The organism is Pseudomonas sp. ESBL9, from assembly GCF_036668715.1.
GTDB lineage: Bacteria > Pseudomonadota > Gammaproteobacteria > Pseudomonadales > Pseudomonadaceae > Aquipseudomonas > Aquipseudomonas lundensis.
In genome coordinates this window covers 87,286-102,438 of record NZ_JAZEVV010000003.1, presented here as the reverse complement: position 1 = coordinate 102,438, position 15,153 = coordinate 87,286, and the positions used below count along the sequence as shown (strand labels likewise).

Annotated in this window: 14 protein-coding genes and 1 pseudogene; 6 read left to right on the top strand and 9 right to left on the bottom strand. The window is 54.4% G+C overall.

The window, feature by feature from the left end; genetic code table 11:
* Positions 1 to 3: 3 nt before the first annotated feature.
* Entirely contained in the window at positions 4 to 459 is a 456-nt protein-coding gene (locus V6F78_RS10155; RefSeq protein ID WP_047272856.1) for a thioesterase domain-containing protein, read from the top strand.
* Here V6F78_RS10155 and cysQ read toward each other — a convergent pair.
* Together cysQ and nudE are read right to left on the bottom strand one after the other, a co-directional pair.
* Positions 431 to 1,315, bottom strand: a complete 885-nt coding sequence (gene cysQ / locus V6F78_RS10150) for a 3'(2'),5'-bisphosphate nucleotidase CysQ (RefSeq protein ID WP_094990850.1) — start codon at positions 1,313 to 1,315, stop codon at positions 431 to 433. The two genes, V6F78_RS10155 and cysQ, sit on opposite strands and share 29 nt — an antisense overlap.
* Positions 1,312 to 1,878 carry an ADP compounds hydrolase NudE gene (nudE, locus tag V6F78_RS10145; protein WP_047272854.1) on the bottom strand — a complete coding sequence of 189 codons (567 nt, stop codon included), beginning with the start codon at positions 1,876 to 1,878 and terminating at the stop codon, positions 1,312 to 1,314. Before nudE ends, cysQ begins: the two co-directional genes overlap by 4 nt.
* A gap of 88 nt (positions 1,879 to 1,966) precedes the next feature.
* Here nudE and yrfG point away from each other — a divergent pair, with 88 nt between their 5' ends.
* Positions 1,967 to 2,629, top strand: a complete 663-nt coding sequence (yrfG, locus tag V6F78_RS10140) for a GMP/IMP nucleotidase (protein WP_047291743.1) — start codon at positions 1,967 to 1,969, stop codon at positions 2,627 to 2,629.
* Positions 2,630 to 2,726: 97 nt separating this feature from the next.
* Here the strand turns inward: yrfG and lysM are convergent, their stop codons facing one another.
* Positions 2,727 to 3,167 carry a peptidoglycan-binding protein LysM gene (gene lysM, locus V6F78_RS10135; RefSeq protein ID WP_047291744.1) on the bottom strand — a complete coding sequence of 147 codons (441 nt, stop codon included), beginning with the start codon at positions 3,165 to 3,167 and terminating at the stop codon, positions 2,727 to 2,729.
* A 114-nt stretch (positions 3,168 to 3,281) separates the two neighbouring features.
* Between lysM and V6F78_RS10130 the strand changes: the two genes are divergently transcribed.
* The 4 genes and pseudogenes from V6F78_RS10130 to V6F78_RS10115 all read left to right on the top strand — a co-directional run.
* Positions 3,282 to 4,169 carry a LysR family transcriptional regulator gene (locus tag V6F78_RS10130; protein WP_332727112.1) on the top strand — a complete coding sequence of 296 codons (888 nt, stop codon included), beginning with the start codon at positions 3,282 to 3,284 and terminating at the stop codon, positions 4,167 to 4,169.
* Between the two features lie 96 nt (positions 4,170 to 4,265).
* Positions 4,266 to 5,105: a formate dehydrogenase accessory sulfurtransferase FdhD gene (gene fdhD / locus V6F78_RS10125; RefSeq protein ID WP_047291748.1), complete on the top strand. Its 840-nt coding sequence runs from the start codon at positions 4,266 to 4,268 to the stop codon at positions 5,103 to 5,105.
* The gene (locus tag V6F78_RS10120; protein WP_047291750.1) at positions 5,102 to 7,450 is read left to right on the top strand and encodes an FdhF/YdeP family oxidoreductase; all 2,349 of its coding nucleotides are present in this window, start codon (positions 5,102 to 5,104) and stop codon (positions 7,448 to 7,450) included. Before fdhD ends, V6F78_RS10120 begins: the two co-directional genes overlap by 4 nt.
* Before the next feature lie 141 nt (positions 7,451 to 7,591).
* Positions 7,592 to 7,777, top strand: a pseudogene (locus tag V6F78_RS10115) (IS4 family transposase); the annotation flags it as partial.
* Positions 7,778 to 7,820: 43 nt separating this feature from the next.
* Here V6F78_RS10115 and V6F78_RS10110 read toward each other — a convergent pair.
* The 6 genes from V6F78_RS10110 to V6F78_RS10085 form a co-directional block, all read right to left on the bottom strand.
* Positions 7,821 to 9,767, bottom strand: a complete 1,947-nt coding sequence (locus V6F78_RS10110; RefSeq protein WP_332727109.1) for a hypothetical protein — start codon at positions 9,765 to 9,767, stop codon at positions 7,821 to 7,823.
* A 10-nt stretch (positions 9,768 to 9,777) separates the two neighbouring features.
* Positions 9,778 to 11,379, bottom strand: a complete 1,602-nt coding sequence (locus V6F78_RS10105) for a hypothetical protein (RefSeq protein WP_095008079.1) — start codon at positions 11,377 to 11,379, stop codon at positions 9,778 to 9,780.
* Positions 11,380 to 11,403: 24 nt separating this feature from the next.
* Positions 11,404 to 12,402: a polyprenyl synthetase family protein gene (locus V6F78_RS10100; RefSeq protein ID WP_070414616.1), complete on the bottom strand. Its 999-nt coding sequence runs from the start codon at positions 12,400 to 12,402 to the stop codon at positions 11,404 to 11,406.
* A 65-nt stretch (positions 12,403 to 12,467) separates the two neighbouring features.
* Positions 12,468 to 13,736: a hypothetical protein gene (locus tag V6F78_RS10095; protein WP_332727106.1), complete on the bottom strand. Its 1,269-nt coding sequence runs from the start codon at positions 13,734 to 13,736 to the stop codon at positions 12,468 to 12,470.
* Positions 13,736 to 14,137 (bottom strand): hypothetical protein, encoded by a 402-nt coding sequence (locus V6F78_RS10090; RefSeq protein WP_047291760.1) that lies wholly within the window; start codon positions 14,135 to 14,137, stop codon positions 13,736 to 13,738. Before V6F78_RS10090 ends, V6F78_RS10095 begins: the two co-directional genes overlap by 1 nt.
* A gap of 44 nt (positions 14,138 to 14,181) precedes the next feature.
* On the bottom strand, positions 14,182 to 15,123 hold the full coding sequence (locus V6F78_RS10085) for a hypothetical protein (RefSeq protein ID WP_094990858.1): 942 nt from the start codon (positions 15,121 to 15,123) through the stop codon (positions 14,182 to 14,184).
* Positions 15,124 to 15,153: the final 30 nt, after the last annotated feature.

The following is a 15,153-nucleotide window of genomic DNA, read 5'->3' as shown; positions in this document are numbered from 1 at the left end:
TGCATGAACCGCGACAGTCGTTACCTGGAATCCATCCTCCACCACGACATCCCGCTGACCCGCGAAATGGGCCTCAAAGTCCTCGGCTGGCATGACCGGCAACTGCGCCTGCAGTTGCCGCTGACGGCCAACATCAACCACAAGAGCACCATGTTCGGTGGCAGCTTGTACTGCGGCGCGGTGCTGGCGGGCTGGGGCTGGTTGCACTTGAGACTACGTGAAGCGGGCATCGAAGACGGGCACATCGTGATTCAGGAAGGCCACATCAGCTACCCGCTGCCGGTCACGCAGGACGCGATCGTGCTCTGCGATGCACCGGCCGAGGCGGCCTGGACCAAGTTTGTGAGCATGTACACACGCCATGGCCGGGCGCGCCTGACCCTGGAAACCCGGGTCATCAATGCGGACGGCGAAGAAGACGCCGTCCGTTTCAGCGGCCAGTATGTGTTGCACCGTTAAGGCAGCGACGAGGGTCGATCCCGGTTACGGTCGGGCGGGCGAGCTGCAGTAGCGTCTCGCGCCAAGGCGCGTTTGCCGGTAACGCCAAAAACGAATCATTGAGCAGCGATGCCCGCGCCGGGTAAGTGAACGGCTGGCCGTCCAGGTGCAGCACCACACCGCCCGCGCCTTCGAGCACACCTTGGGCGGCGGCGGTGTCCCACTGTGAAGTCGGGGCCAAACGCGGGTAGCAATCGGCCGCGCCCTCGGCCAGCAAACAAAACTTGAGCGAGCTGCCGACGCTGGTCAGGGTCAATTCACCCAAATGCTCACTCAACCCGGCCAACAGTTTCTCTTGCTCCGGGCTGGAGTGACGACGGCTGGCGACCACTGTCAGCGGCTCGCCCGCAGGCGGGGTGGTGCGTACAGTGATGGGTTCGATCGTGTCGCCATCTGCGCGCCACGCCCCCAATTCTGCGCCGCCGTAATAACAGCGGCCGCTGGTAGGCATCGACACCACGCCAAACACCACACGGCCGTGCTCGATCAAGGCGACATTGACAGTGAACTCTTCAGTGCCGGCAATGAATTCCTTGGTGCCGTCCAACGGGTCGACCAGCCACCAGCGGGACCACTCGGCACGCACGTCTTGGGCGATGTTGGCATCTTCTTCGGACAAGACAGGGATGCCCGGATCGAGTGCAGTCAGGCCGTCGAGCAGCACGTGATGGGCCGCCAGATCCGCCGCTGTCACCGGCGAATCATCGGACTTGGCGGTGACCGCCACATCAGCGCGCCAGAACGGCAAGATGGCGTCACCCGCCTGATGCACCAGTTGAATCACACCCTGAAGCAGTTGAGGGACAGGCAGGCTCACAGCGTAAATTCCCCGCGCTGGGTCAGCAGATCCCGCGCCAGATACAGCGCCGCCAAGGCACGGCCCTCGGTGAATTGCGGGTTTTGTACCAGCGTCGACAGCTCGCGCAAGTTCACTGTCTCGACCCGCATGGGCTCCGGCTCATCGCCTTCCAGACGCGACTCATACAGGTCGGTGGCCAGCACCACTTGGATTTTCTGACTCATGTAACCCGGCGACAGTGACAGCTCGGTCAGGTGCACCAACTGACGGGCGCCATAGCCCGCTTCTTCCTTCAACTCGCGCTCAGCCGCTGCGAGTACGTCTTCGCCCGGCTCGATCAACCCTTTGGGCAGCGACACTTCGTATTCGTCGGTGCCGCCACAATATTCTTCAACCAACAGGGCATGCTCGGCATCGATCATCGCCACGATCATCACCGCGCCATAACCATTGCCGCGCCCCACCAGCCGTTCATACGTGCGCTCAACGCCGTTGGAAAAGCGCAACTGCACTTCTTCAACACGAAACAATCGGCTACTGGCAACAATTTCACGGGCGAGTACGGTGGGTTTTTGGCGCATAGCGGCTCCTCAATATGAACGGGTTACTATACCCCCGCTTTTCCGATTGTCTTGGTCGGATGTTTTTCAACTGCGGGAGAAGTTTTGCATGACAGCGTTACCTTGGCGCGACATTGATACCGTTCTGCTGGACATGGACGGCACGCTGCTCGACCTGCATTACGACAACCACTTCTGGCTTGAACATTTGCCCCAACGCTACGCCGAACTGCACGGTATCAGCCGGGCCATGGCTGAACTGGAGCTGATGCCGCTGTTTGAACGCAATGCCGGCCAATTGAAATGGTATTGCCTGGATTTCTGGAGCGCCGAGCTGAAGATTCCGGTGCGCGAGTTGAAACTCGAAACCGCGGACCTGATTGCCCTGCGTCCTGATGCCGATACATTTTTAGCCGCCATCAAAAACGCCGGCAAGCGGGTGATTTTGATCACCAACGCACACCGCGATTCGCTGTCTTTGAAATTGGAACGCATCGAACTTGCGCCTTACTTCGAAAGGCTGATCAGCTCACACGACTACGGTTTCCCCAAGGAAAGCCCACAGTTCTGGGATGCCTTGCACGCTGATATCGGGTTTGATCCGGCGCGCAGCCTGTTTATCGACGACACCCTGCCGATTCTGCGCAGTGCACGGGATTTTGGCGTGAGGCATTTGCTGGCCGTAAAACAGCCCGACAGCAAAAAAGGCCCGAAAGACACCGAGGAATTTGCAGCGCTGGGGGATTACCGCAACTTGCTGGAAGGGCTTTGAGTCAGGCCCGCTGAAGTGGGTGAGGGATCACCACCGCATACCTGGGCAGCGACACACGTGCATGCACACCTGCAGTCGCTGCCGAAACCGCGAGGGTTTACTCAGGGATACGCAGTGTCTGGCCCGGGTAGATTTTGTTCGGGTCTTTGAGCATCGGTTGGTTGGCTTCAAAGATTTTTTTATACTTGTTCGCGTCGCCGTATACCGTGAGTGAGATGGCGCTGAGGGTGTCGCCCTTTTTCACCACCACAAAACGCGAAGCTGCAACCACCGGGCCGGTGACTGTGATGTGGTCTTCAACGCTGGCAACACCTTCGATATTGCCCGCCGCCAGAATGATTTTTTCTTTCTCTTCCTGCGTCGCGACCTCGCCGGTCACGATCACTTTGTCGCCCTCAACGGTGGCGGTGATGTTCGGATTGCCCAAACCTACTTTTTCTACGTGCTTCTTGAGTTCTTCCGAGGCGTTGGCTTTGCCCGGTGTCAGCAAGTCGATTACTTTTTCGCCCGCTTCCTTGATAAAGCTAAAAATACTCATCGTTCACGCTCCTAGGGTTGGAATATCCAGACACACAGCGTAGACCAACATTGGACAGGCAGGTTCCGGGGCGGGCACGTTAAAATCCCCCGACGATTTGCACGTGGAGCGAGCATGGACATCAAACAACTGAAATTCCTGATCGCCCTCGATGAAACCCGTCATTTCGGTCAGGCGGCGGCCCGCTGCCATATCACCCAACCCACGCTGTCCATGCGCCTGCGCAGCCTTGAGCAAGAGCTGGGTTTGCAATTGGTCAATCGCGGCCAGCGCTTTGAAAGCTTTACCGCGCCCGGCGAGCGCGTGCTGGCATGGGCCAGAACCGTGTTGTCCGCCTACGACGGTTTGCAGGCCGAAGCGGCTGCGTGCCGCGGCAACCTGATCGGTACGTTGCGTTTGGGCGTGGTGCCGTTGTCGAGTTTTGACCCGCTGCCGTTATTGCAACAAATGCACAAGGCGCACCCCGAACTGCGGTTTGAGTTGTCCGCACTGAGTTCCGAACAGATCCTGGAGCAATTGGCCCGCAATCAGCTGGATGTGGGCGTCTCCTACCTCGACCGGCTAGACCATGAGCGTTTCGACTCGCTCACCCTGGGCGACACCCGCATGGGGCTTTTGTACGACCAACGGCACTTCACCTTCGGTGAGCAACCGTTGAGCTGGGAAGCGCTGATCGAATTGCCGTTGGCGCTGCTCAGTGGCGGCATGCATTTTCGCCAGTCCATCGATCACAACTTCCACAGTCGCGGGCTGACCCCGCAGCCCATGCTGCAAACCGATGCGGTTCATCAACTGTTGCAGGCCGTGCATGGCGGGTTGTGTTGCGCGGTCATGCCGCTTGAAGGCGGCCTTGAAGCCCTGACTGACGACCTGCGCCTGCACCCGATTGCCGATGCGCAAACCCTCGCCACGCTGGGTTTGATCATGCGCCGCGAAGCGCCACGGTCTGCGCTGGCGGAAGCCTGCTTCGCGCTGTATCAGAAATCATCAACCGCTTCTTGATCGACGGTATCTATCAATAGATCAGCACTAGCGATTAGACGCGACACAGTGTCGCGCCTACCCTTAGTCCTGAATATTCTCTCGGTACACAGCCTTATGAACGCCAAGCGCCCCACGTGCGCGGCGCCCGCCCAAGATTCGCCCGCGCCCGCTGCCAGTCAGCACTACCACTACGTCACGCTGGACCACAGCAGCGGTGCTGAAACGGCCCTCGCCGAAGAGGTCGCCTTGGCGATTGCCTTCAATGGCATCAATCAAGCGGTGATGCTGGTGACGCCCACTGACCTTGAGGATTTCATCGTCGGTTTCAGCCTGGGCAGCGGCATCATTCAAGACCCCAGCGATATTTATGACCTCACGCTCAGCGGTGCGGGCTCGGCGCAGTATGCCCACGTCGAAATCGCCAGCCGTGCGTTCTGGAACCTCAAACAGCAACGTCGCCAACTGGCAGGCACCAGCGGCTGCGGCCTGTGCGGCGTCGAAGCCGTCGAGCAAGCGCTGCCCGAGTTGAACGTCCTGCCCGGTGCGCCCTTGCCGCCCGCGCAGTGGCTTGACGGCCTGCGCCAGCGCATCAGCGCGTTTCAACCGCTGGGCCAGCACTGCGGCGCGGTGCATGCGGCCGTTTACATGGACGCCAGCGGCCACCTGCTGATGGGCCGCGAAGACATTGGCCGACATAACGCGCTCGACAAGTTGATCGGGGCATTGGTGCGCCAACGCATCGACCTGAACGGCGGCGCGGCGATTGTCACCAGCCGTTGCAGCCTTGAACTGATTCAAAAAGTGTTGCGCGCGGGCATCCAGACCCTGATCAGCCTGTCCTCGCCTACGGGCCTGGCACTGCAATGGGCCCGCCGCCACAACCTCAACCTTATTCATCTGCCGCAAAAAAGCGCACCGCGTGTGTACAGCCCGGTGCAGGAGAACCCCGCGTGAGCACTCATCATCAAGCCGACCAAACCCCAACCCCTCGCTACAAGCCCTATAAGGGCCCGGCAGGTGGCTGGGGCGCGCTGATCAGTGTGGCGCAAGCCTGGTTGACCAGCGACAACGCCCTGAAAAACCTGCGCATGATGCTCAAGACCAACCAGAACGGCGGTTTCGACTGCCCCGGTTGTGCCTGGGGCGACTCGCCGGAAAGCGGGCTGGTCAAATTCTGCGAGAACGGCGCCAAAGCTGTTAACTGGGAAGCCACCAAGCGCCGGGTCGATGCCACGTTCTTTGCCAAACACAGCGTCAGCGCGCTGCTGGAGCAAAGCGATTACTGGCTCGAATATCAGGGCCGCCTGACCGAGCCTATGCGTTACGACGCGTCCACCGACCGCTATGTACCCATCACGTGGGATGGCGCCTTCGCGCTGGTTGCCAAGCACCTGCTGAACCTGACGAGCCCCCATCAGGCGGAGTTCTACACCTCGGGCCGCGCCAGCAACGAAGCGGCGTATCTGTATCAATTGTTCGTGCGCGCCTTCGGCACCAATAACTTCCCCGATTGCTCGAACATGTGCCACGAAGCCAGCGGCGTTGCGCTTGCGCAAAGCGTGGGGGTCGGCAAGGGCACAGTCACGTTCGATGACTTCGAACATGCCGACGCCATTTTCGTGCTTGGGCAAAACCCCGGCACTAACCACCCGCGCATGCTTGAACCCCTGCGCGAAGCCGTGAAGCGCGGCGCCCAAGTGGTGTGCGTCAACCCGCTCAAAGAGCGCGGCCTGGAACGCTTCCAGCACCCACAACACCCGCTGGAAATGCTCACCAACGGTGACCGCCCGACCAACACCGCTTACCTGCGCCCGGCACTGGGCGGCGACATGGCGCTGTTGCGGGGCATGGCCAAGTTCCTGCTGCAATGGGAACGCGGCGCTCAGGCGGCTGGGGAGCCGGCGGTCTTCGACCACGCGTTCTTGAATGAACACACCGCCGGCGTGCTGGACTACATCGCCAGCCTGGATGACACCCCGTGGGACGCTCTGGTCGAGCAATCGGGCCTGACGCTGGCAGACATCGAACGTGCCGCGCGCATGTACCTCAAAGGCAAGAACGTCATCATGTGCTGGGCCATGGGCATCACCCAGCATCGCCACTCGGTGCAGACCATTCAGGAAATCGCCAACCTGATGCTGTTACGCGGCAACATTGGCCGTCCCGGTGCGGGTCTGTGCCCGGTGCGCGGCCACAGTAACGTGCAAGGCGACCGCACCATGGGCATTAACGAGCGCCCGCCCGTGGCATTCCTCGATGCACTGGAGCGTCGTTTCCAATTCAATGTGCCGCGTGAAAACGGGCACAACGTGGTGGAAGCCATCCACGCCATGCTTGAAGGGCGCGCCAAGGTCTTTATCGGACTGGGCGGCAATTTTGCCCAGGCCACGCCCGACAGCCCGCGTACGGCCCAGGCCCTGCGCAATTGCGACCTGACCGTGCAAATCAGCACCAAGCTCAACCGCAGCCATTTGATGCACGGCAAGGAAGCGCTGATCCTGCCTTGCCTTGGCCGAACTGACATCGACATTCAGGCGCAAGGCCCGCAAGCGGTCACGGTGGAAGACTCGTTCAGCATGGTTCACGCCTCTAATGGCCAGTTGCAGCCCTTGTCGAATCAAATGCGTTCGGAACCGGCGATCATTGCCGGCATCGCAGCGGCAACCTTGGGAAGGCACCCGATTGACTGGAACGGGGTCATCGAAGATTACAGCCGCATTCGCGAGCTGATCGCTGACACCATCCAAGGCTTCAAAGACTTCAATACCCGCGTACAACACCCCGGCGGGTTCTATCTGGGTAACGCCGCAGGTGCCCGCCAGTGGAATACACCTGCGGGTCGCGCCACCTTCAAACCCAACGTGCTGCCACGGGATCTGGTCGACGAACGCACACGTGCGACAGGCCGCCTGCCGGACCTGATCCTGCAATCCATGCGTTCGCACGATCAGTACAACACCACCATTTACGGGCTGGATGACCGCTATCGCGGGGTAAAGGGCCAACGCAACGTGCTGTTTGTGAATGAGGCCGACATTATTCGACTGGGCTTCAAGCCGGGGCAATTGGTAGACATTGTTTCTATTTGGGATGACGAACACGAGCGCCGGGTTAAAAATTTCACCTTGCTGGCATTTGATATCCCGGCAGGGCAAGCGGCCGCCTACTACCCCGAAGTCAACCCATTGGTGCCACTGGAAAGCACCGGGGATGGCAGCCACACCCCGACATCCAAGTTCGTGGCCATCTGCCTTGAGGCCGCCACGCCGTCGAAACTGATCATGGCCAAAGCGAGCTGACGCACAACGCCTGGAATCTCTGAAGCCACCGCGTCACCGAACGCCATAAAAACCCGCCAAGTGTCCCATTGCGATTCGAGGACAACCTTGGCGGCGGTGACGCGGGGGTGGGCAGGTAGGCGTTGGTGCCCGCATCAAACGGTTAGCTGCCTGGTGGTTATGGCGGGGGCTGTTCCCCCCTCACATACGCCAAGACGTCTGCAAGCGCTTCGCGACAGCATCGGTATGCTTTTTATAACAAAACGCCCCAGACCCGCGAGGCCCAGGGCGGTAAAGATGTCAAAGACTCAGTATCCCGATAGTCGCAAGGCTGCGCCGCTTAAGTGAACAGCATTGCATCTTCGGATGGTTTTTATGTGTGGCGACCTTGCTAATCAGCTTCTACCGTCATATCAAAATCTCCGTAAAAGTTAACATAACGAATGCTTGAATAGATCACAGAGTCGATACTCTTTATGAATGGCTTAATCGTTACCTCTTTATTGACAGGCCTGTACTCAAACTGAGGCAGGGTGTAAAGATGCTCATCAATATTTAACACCAATGACTGGACATGAGTGGCGATGCCTTTGAAAACCTCAACGTGCACAAGGTCTTCGAGCACGGGAATTAAATGACCGTACAGATCAGCAGCTCCGTTGTAGCCATGGAGTTCAAAATCAGGAAAGTAGGTCTCTGAATATTTTATTTTCACACTGTTTTCGGCAACCACATAGAGCTGCAGATGAATATCCAGAGGACGTTTAAATTCTATCCACCATTCAGGATCAGGCAGAACAGGAATATCAGCCCTCACCCGTCCACTCATCGTTATGAGCAGGGCAACAATATCGCCACCTAACTCCATCGAAAAATGATCAAGTTTAATGGTAGCGCCTTGCTGAGAAAAGCTTTTCTCTAAAGGGTTCCAAAACTCCTTATCCAAATAATCTTTTATTTTTGATTGAGTTATATGAGCGATAAACGTGTTTTCATTCAAATTGCTTTGCGCTAACGCTACCGGGGATTGTTCTGTGTTATCGGCGGGCAAGTCTGTGGCTGTTGGAAAAAAATTAATGCGCAAAATTTGCTCTGTTGGAATGTTTGGCGGGGTAGGCCACTTGACCAAATCGACATTGGCAATTTCCGGGAGAAATGGAGGAGGCACGATACGTATATTAAATAGGTTCAGATATTTTTGTATATATTGCTGGAAATTAGCTTTGTTGCGCTTAAGGATGGCATCGACGAACGGGTCATGCGGTGTAAGTACGATAGCCGAATCCTCTCCGAGCTGTAATGCAAATTGGTCCTCCTCTTTAACAAAGTCAATACGGGCACTGTAGGACGCCTGAATGTAGGGAGGGAGCAGGCCGTTGTGTTGTACGAAGATTACCATCGTGAACTTTAATGTGTCGATGTAGCCAGGGACGATCGTGGGGGCTGAGCTAAGCATCCACGTGATGGTCATCCCGAGTTCGTCATCTTCATATACTCCCCAAAGCTCATCAATGAGTAAATCGACGTATTGAGTGATTTTTAGATTAATGAAGGTATACGGTATGGTGAGTGCGAAATGTGCATTAGGGTTATGGTTGATACGTGCCGATGCAACGTTGGCCACCGCTCTCAAGTCGCCGAGTGCCAGGCGTGCATACTGGGTAGCCACCTGCGACAATCCCGCTAAGGATGCATCCGTCGACAGATGAATGTTCAGCTCATTGACGAACGTCTGGAGCTTGTCTTCACGATTAAGAATTTGTTTAATGACGCTTACAAAAATAGATTCTAATTCGATATCAATCGCGAGGTTTTCGTTGGTGACTTCGGGGTTAAACGAAATGGCCGTAAATTCAACCTGTGCCGTGTCCAACTGCTCCTCAACTTCAAGTATGGCGTTAAAGACCCCTTGCACATCGTTGACACTTTTAATCGTTAAAGCCAGTGTTCCTTCCGGCATTAAGTTACCGTCAATTCTAATAATCAGCCTGCCTGAACCAACAATTTCCGCAGGCACATCAGTTGGGCGGTCATACCCTGCCTGAGTGTTAGGGTGCTTGGCCTTGAAGCTGACCCGATTGCCGTCAACAATAATTTCAGGCTTGTTATTTGCGTCGAATCTTACTTGTGTATTGCTCAGACCTTTTAATACTATATCTGCGTAGACCACTTCAATCTTCGATTCGAGGATATCAAACGATCCCATGTCGATTCGTTCGATCACGAGAGGGTCAAGTGATTGCTTATCCGGGTCGTGCAATAAATTTGAAATATAGAAGTCGGAGGTCGGAGTGAGCAGGAGGTTTTTTAATGCTTGAACCAGCTGATTATTTAGCATGACACTCTCCCTAATTTAGTTTGTTTTGTAAGACTGTGCGCACTAAGCGTGTAAAGTTGGCAGACAGCTCGTTCTTTTGTTTTGCCAATGCCTCCATCAAGTGAGTTTTAATCGTGGTGTGGACCTGTTCTTTATCCAGCACTTTTTTGATGATTTGTTCTAAATAAGTGTCACGCGGCTCTAACGTAACCGTCATCTCCACCAAGCCTGTCTCCCATAAAAAAACAACTTCACTGACGATAATCTCAAGGTCGCTGACATTATTTCCGCCCAGCGCCAAATCAAGCTGCATGTGACTTTCAAGTAATGAGGCGGTGACAAGACCTTTGAGCGGCAGAGGCTCTATACCCTGTTGAACCAATGAGAAATGGCTTTGCATGGTTAAAGGTGGTGCTGGCGGTAAGGCCGCGCTGCCTTCGGGTAACACACCAAAATCTATAACCATGGCAATATCGGGTGATGTCAGAACACTGGTATCCAGTGGTATGAAGGCATTGGAAAGCCCAGTTAGGCTAAGGTTATTGAGTTGTATGTCGGTGTAGTCGAGCCCGCTCTGTTCTTGATCTGGAATCACTATGTGAGGGTTCGTATAAGGTTCCAATACCGGGTCTGAACTATTACGCAATAACAACGGTAAATACCAGTCATTGCCCGGCTCATTGAGTGCAACACGCAAACGATCGAAAAAATATACATCTAACGGTGTTGCGCCTTGCTGGTGATCACTGTCATCAGGCAAGCCTTGTGCGGGTAATACGCCAAATAGCCCATCCAGGCTAGCGTTCAGGTGTTCTGTAAGTTCAGCACTGATAGAAACAAGGTTGTCAGGTTTATTGAGCATGCTCGCAACGGTGTCGAGCATGCTCACTTGGCCGTCCGCTGCATTGAGCGCCATTTTGATATACATGATTAATGCGTCTTCATCCTCAAGACCATCTTCCAGTGTCAAATCGTCAAATGTCAGCTTGGGACGCTCACCTGTCATAGCGTCCAGGGACAAATTTCTCAGTGTGACTAAGGCTGAACGCGGCTCTGCGCTATCGACAGTCTCTAGCGTTAACGGTGCGTTCAGTACACAGTTACTAAATACCGCAGTGAAGGCACCTGTGCCTGTAATAGATTCCTTGCGACCTTCTTCGGTATCGGTGGGTTCGACCCACAACGCCTGAGTGATTCGATACCTGCCTTTAAGGGTCAGTGGCGGCATTTCCAGACCTTGGGTCGGATCCGGGTAATGGTTTGGCACGAACTTAGCCTGGATGTCATAGCCTTGCGTTACGGGCTGTGAGCTAGCCTGCTCAACCCATATATTTTGCAAACCGACCAGACTCACGTCACTCAACAACAACGCCGGATTCGGTAGGTCGGGGTCAACAATTGCATATCTACTGTTAAAGATGCTCCAGCTATTGGCAAATAGACCGGCTATGTAGTCGCCATGTTCGCCATTTAAAAACCCCAAATCCTGCTCCTTTGAACGGATAGGTAGCAGAGGGTTGCCGCCCTCGTCGCTCATTTCAGTCAGGAGACGTGGTAACCAAAGTTTGGTATTAGCGGGATCGTTCAGCCGTGGTTGTAAGGAATCAAGGATAAAACTCATTAACGTGCTCATGGAAAAGGGCCTCCTTTACCATTATTAAAGTTGCCCGTTTAAAGGACGATTGACGACATACAGGGCCAGGTCTTCCAGTGCTGAGCGATAGGCTGATAGAGGAAAGCCTTGAAGATAAAAGAGGGCTTGTTGCGCTTCGCGTTGCGCTTGTGTGTACGCCACGTCAATGGCTCCACATTCACGTAGCCCGTCGATGGCCTGCTCCAGCGCGTCACCACTTAACTGAACGTCGCCTCTGAGTGCTTGGCCGATAGCGTGCTCAGGCCCCAGTCGCTGTAACCCAAAAAGAACGGGTAAAGACAGCCGGCCTTGGACAAGATCAACGCCGCGCTCTTTTCCCGCAGTACCCTCGTGCTCTACAAGATCGAGCACGTCATCCATGATCTGGAACGCTCGTCCCAATGAGCGGCCAAAAAAGCCCGCCCGTCGAGCATCGCGCAAGCGTCCACCTGCCAGCTCAACGCCTGCATGGCAAGCCAAGCGAAACAATTCGGCGGTTTTTCGGTCGATGGTTTTGTAGTAGCGGGCAAGCGCTGCATCAATATCCGCGGGCAAACTGCGATCCAGTTCATCCAGTTCACCGCGGCAAATATCGAACGCCGTATCGAGCACCAGGCGCACAAGGCCCATATCTCTATCGGTCTCAACCGTGTGCGCAAACCCGCGTAACGCTTGTACAAACTGCAGGTCGCCCACCAGCAAGGCCGTTTTGATGCCACGGGCTGCCGAAACCGATGGCAGCCCGCGGCGCAACGCTGCTTCATCAACAATGTCATCGTGGATCAAGGTCGCCACATGCAGCATTTCCAGTGACGCTGCCCCTTTATGAACTTTTGGATTTAACGGGCTGGCACCGGCGATCATCCGTGCCGCCAACAGCATCACGACTGGGCGAATTTTTTTTCCGCCGGTAAACATCTGGCGCTCAATGTTCGTCAGATAGGGCGACTGGTCCTGAAGTGCCTGATCAATCTCCTGACGAAACAGTGCAAGATCGTCGCTGAGCAGCGTTTCACTGATCATGGTGAAAGGCGACTCGCCAGGTACTGGAGGAGGGCAAGCAAGGGAGCAAAAAGAGAGGTTTGGCATCACCCTTCCCGCCTGGCCAGTGCGCGCAGGTAACGAGTCAACTGCGAGCTGATGCGGTCAATCAGTAGCCCGCGAATAAAGCACGTATTGGCGTCGAAGGCAGGGCCTGTGCACAGTAGCAGTTCCGGAATTCTTAAGGTCGTGGCCCTGAGTTTGACGGTCAGCACACCGTCTGGCTGCTCAGTCAGCACATAATCAAACTCACTCTGTGCCAGATTGACTTCAAAGTTGGCGCTGCTGACTTCGATACGTTGTTTAGGGTCGCGTTGGCGGACTCCCGCTTGGTAAATTGCTTTCAGTCGCTGATGTGTTTCAGGGTCCATGACATAACCGTTTCTAGCGAAAAAGTCGATGTCATGGTCAGTTACAGTCTCTTGAGTAACGATTTTGCTAAACGCTGAATGCAGGGCCAACGTTTTGGCATTCGGGCCTTCAACCCGTGAGCGCCGAGAAGCATTGTTAACGGTGGCATAAACCTGTGAACGCGTCAGCCCAACCGTCTCGGAGTCTGTATTACCGGTCTCGGTTTCAATCATATCTTTAAATGTTAAGGCCGCTATCCCGGCTTCTTCAAAGCCTCCACCCATACACGCAAAATATAAATAAAGGCTCTGCGCAAAAGAAGTAGAGTTGTAGCTGGCGTTTTTACTACCAAAACCACGATCAGCGGGGTTGATCACACTTCCATTCTTTAAGGCCGCAGACGTATAGATGCCCATTTCTTCTGTGGCACCATCTTCTTCCCAGTGCTTGCGGAGTTGTTCGTTTTGGGTGAATACATCATGATAAGCATCGTTGTGCTCGTTATAACGACCCACTAACTCACGGCCATTGGCCGTTTCATTTAAATTGGCGCGCTCTTGCTCAAGCTGCACAAATCGGAAATAGCGCTCCTCAGTCCATTCTGGGGGGACTTCGCCGTTGGTACTGGGCAAACGGCCCAAGAGGCCGCCTGTGTCCATCGTAACCCGCGGATTCTCGAGGCAGAACAATTCGTAACGGCCTTTAAGTGCCGCTGGATTCAGCGTGACTTTAAGTTGACGCTTGTCGAATCCCGACTCAACAGATGCCAGACTCACAGGCGTCACCGAAAGTTCGTTTAACGACAACAGCAATTCTCCACCTATCTGACTTCCGGGAAGGTCGATATGTTGACGTAATGAATAAGGGCCGCACTCGCTAATTGAAAAAAAAGGTGGCAGAACCCCGTCAAGCGAATCGGTGCTGTGGGGGGAAGTGATAGATGAAACAAAGTGATCAAGGAGCATTAGACGATCTCCTTGTTAAGGCCGGCTGGAGCCGCTGTAACGGTCAGCTTAGGCAATATCTTAAAAACGTCTTCACCGTCTACGTCATGACTGCCTGTGCTGAGTGAGTCGAGCGACAGTTGCATGTTGTTAAATGGAATACTTTCGACTTTCATGACTTCGAATTTATTTGAACCTATTAGTTCCTCCAGGGCACCGGCATTATCATTCACTATTTTTTCTGCGATGGGCTCTAGTATTGTCGACATAATGGCTTCCATTCCACCGCCGCGCGGAGTCAGTTCAAACTCCACATCCGGCAATTCCCCTACGACCGCATTGATACTGCCGCCCTCAAAAACAATGCTCACCGCCATCCATACCGGCGTATTGTGAAACGCAACATCGTAATATAACTTCATAACGGTCTCCGTCACACACACACAGACAAGTAGTTAAACTATGTTCAGAAATAACCCCAGAGGGCGAAAGCGCATCCCTGAGGGGTTAGCATAAAAAGCGCCTCGTCCGTTAATGTAAGTTCAGCGTCTACGCTCATGTCGGCAGTGCCCTTTACAACTAAAGGTGAGACGGTATCCAATGCCAGGCTGGGGAGTGCTTTCACTGTGTAAGACCAATCTGCAAGACTATTAAAAACGCCTGTCTCTTCTTTAATAAATTCGCCGTTGGACGCGAATGCAGCCGTCAATGCACTATTGAAAACGTCTCGACTCAACAGGATAAAAGCCGGATCTTGCGCGATAGTAAGACTGGTAATATCCAAAGGGCTCTGATTGCTCTTCAACGTCGCTGCACCCAACAGGTATTTCTCTTTCAAGATAACCTGCAAGGGATTGAACTCCAACCCGCGGAGATCAATCTCCGGGAGTTTAATCACAGACAGTGCCTGTTCGGCCATATCGAAGATAACCGGCAGAACTAGAAGATTGAAGATCTGTTTATCCATATCCTGAAATCCACTTTGATCGATCCTGAGCGCGACCAACGTGATTTTTATCGCTGAATTTGAAAAATCCAGCGTTGCATAGGCGATTACATTGTGTGCCGTGCCAGATTGCAGTTCAGTGTCTTTAATTCCCCATTTGACATCAATAACAGGAATAGTTAACTGCAACATTGGGTCGCTGGGAACCGGGCGATTGGCTTCTTCATTAGTCTGGCCGTCTTTTCCTAGAGCAATAGCCCACGCACTGTCGACAGGGGTACCGAACACAAACTCAGGGGCTTGCGTAACATGCCATTCAAAAACCAGGGTCAACCCCATCTCCTCGATTTCTTCGCTGCCTTTGAATAGGCTATCACCGTCTGATGCGACATTATAATATTCGCTTAAATAACGATTTATTTCGGATGAAGATAACCCAATCGCCAAGTCGAAATTACTCATTGCTTGCCTCGTCCACGGTTAGGCATATCC

What these genes read in the sequence shown, in the direction of transcription:
- V6F78_RS10090 (WP_047291760.1), bottom strand. Translation starts at nt 14,137, where the DNA reads ATGAAGTTATATTACGATGTTGCGTTTCACAATACGCCGGTATGGATG.
- yrfG (WP_047291743.1), top strand. Translation starts at nt 1,967, where the DNA reads ATGACAGCGTTACCTTGGCGCGACATTGATACCGTTCTGCTGGACATG.
- V6F78_RS10130 (WP_332727112.1), top strand. Translation starts at nt 3,282, where the DNA reads ATGGACATCAAACAACTGAAATTCCTGATCGCCCTCGATGAAACCCGT.
- fdhD (WP_047291748.1), top strand. Translation starts at nt 4,266, where the DNA reads ATGAACGCCAAGCGCCCCACGTGCGCGGCGCCCGCCCAAGATTCGCCC.
- lysM (WP_047291744.1), bottom strand. Translation starts at nt 3,167, where the DNA reads ATGAGTATTTTTAGCTTTATCAAGGAAGCGGGCGAAAAAGTAATCGAC.
- V6F78_RS10085 (WP_094990858.1), bottom strand. Translation starts at nt 15,123, where the DNA reads ATGAGTAATTTCGACTTGGCGATTGGGTTATCTTCATCCGAAATAAAT.
- V6F78_RS10105 (WP_095008079.1), bottom strand. Translation starts at nt 11,379, where the DNA reads ATGAGCACGTTAATGAGTTTTATCCTTGATTCCTTACAACCACGGCTG.
- V6F78_RS10110 (WP_332727109.1), bottom strand. Translation starts at nt 9,767, where the DNA reads ATGCTAAATAATCAGCTGGTTCAAGCATTAAAAAACCTCCTGCTCACT.
- V6F78_RS10095 (WP_332727106.1), bottom strand. Translation starts at nt 13,736, where the DNA reads ATGCTCCTTGATCACTTTGTTTCATCTATCACTTCCCCCCACAGCACC.
- V6F78_RS10100 (WP_070414616.1), bottom strand. Translation starts at nt 12,402, where the DNA reads ATGATCAGTGAAACGCTGCTCAGCGACGATCTTGCACTGTTTCGTCAG.
- nudE (WP_047272854.1), bottom strand. Translation starts at nt 1,878, where the DNA reads ATGCGCCAAAAACCCACCGTACTCGCCCGTGAAATTGTTGCCAGTAGC.
- V6F78_RS10155 (WP_047272856.1), top strand. Translation starts at nt 4, where the DNA reads ATGAACCGCGACAGTCGTTACCTGGAATCCATCCTCCACCACGACATC.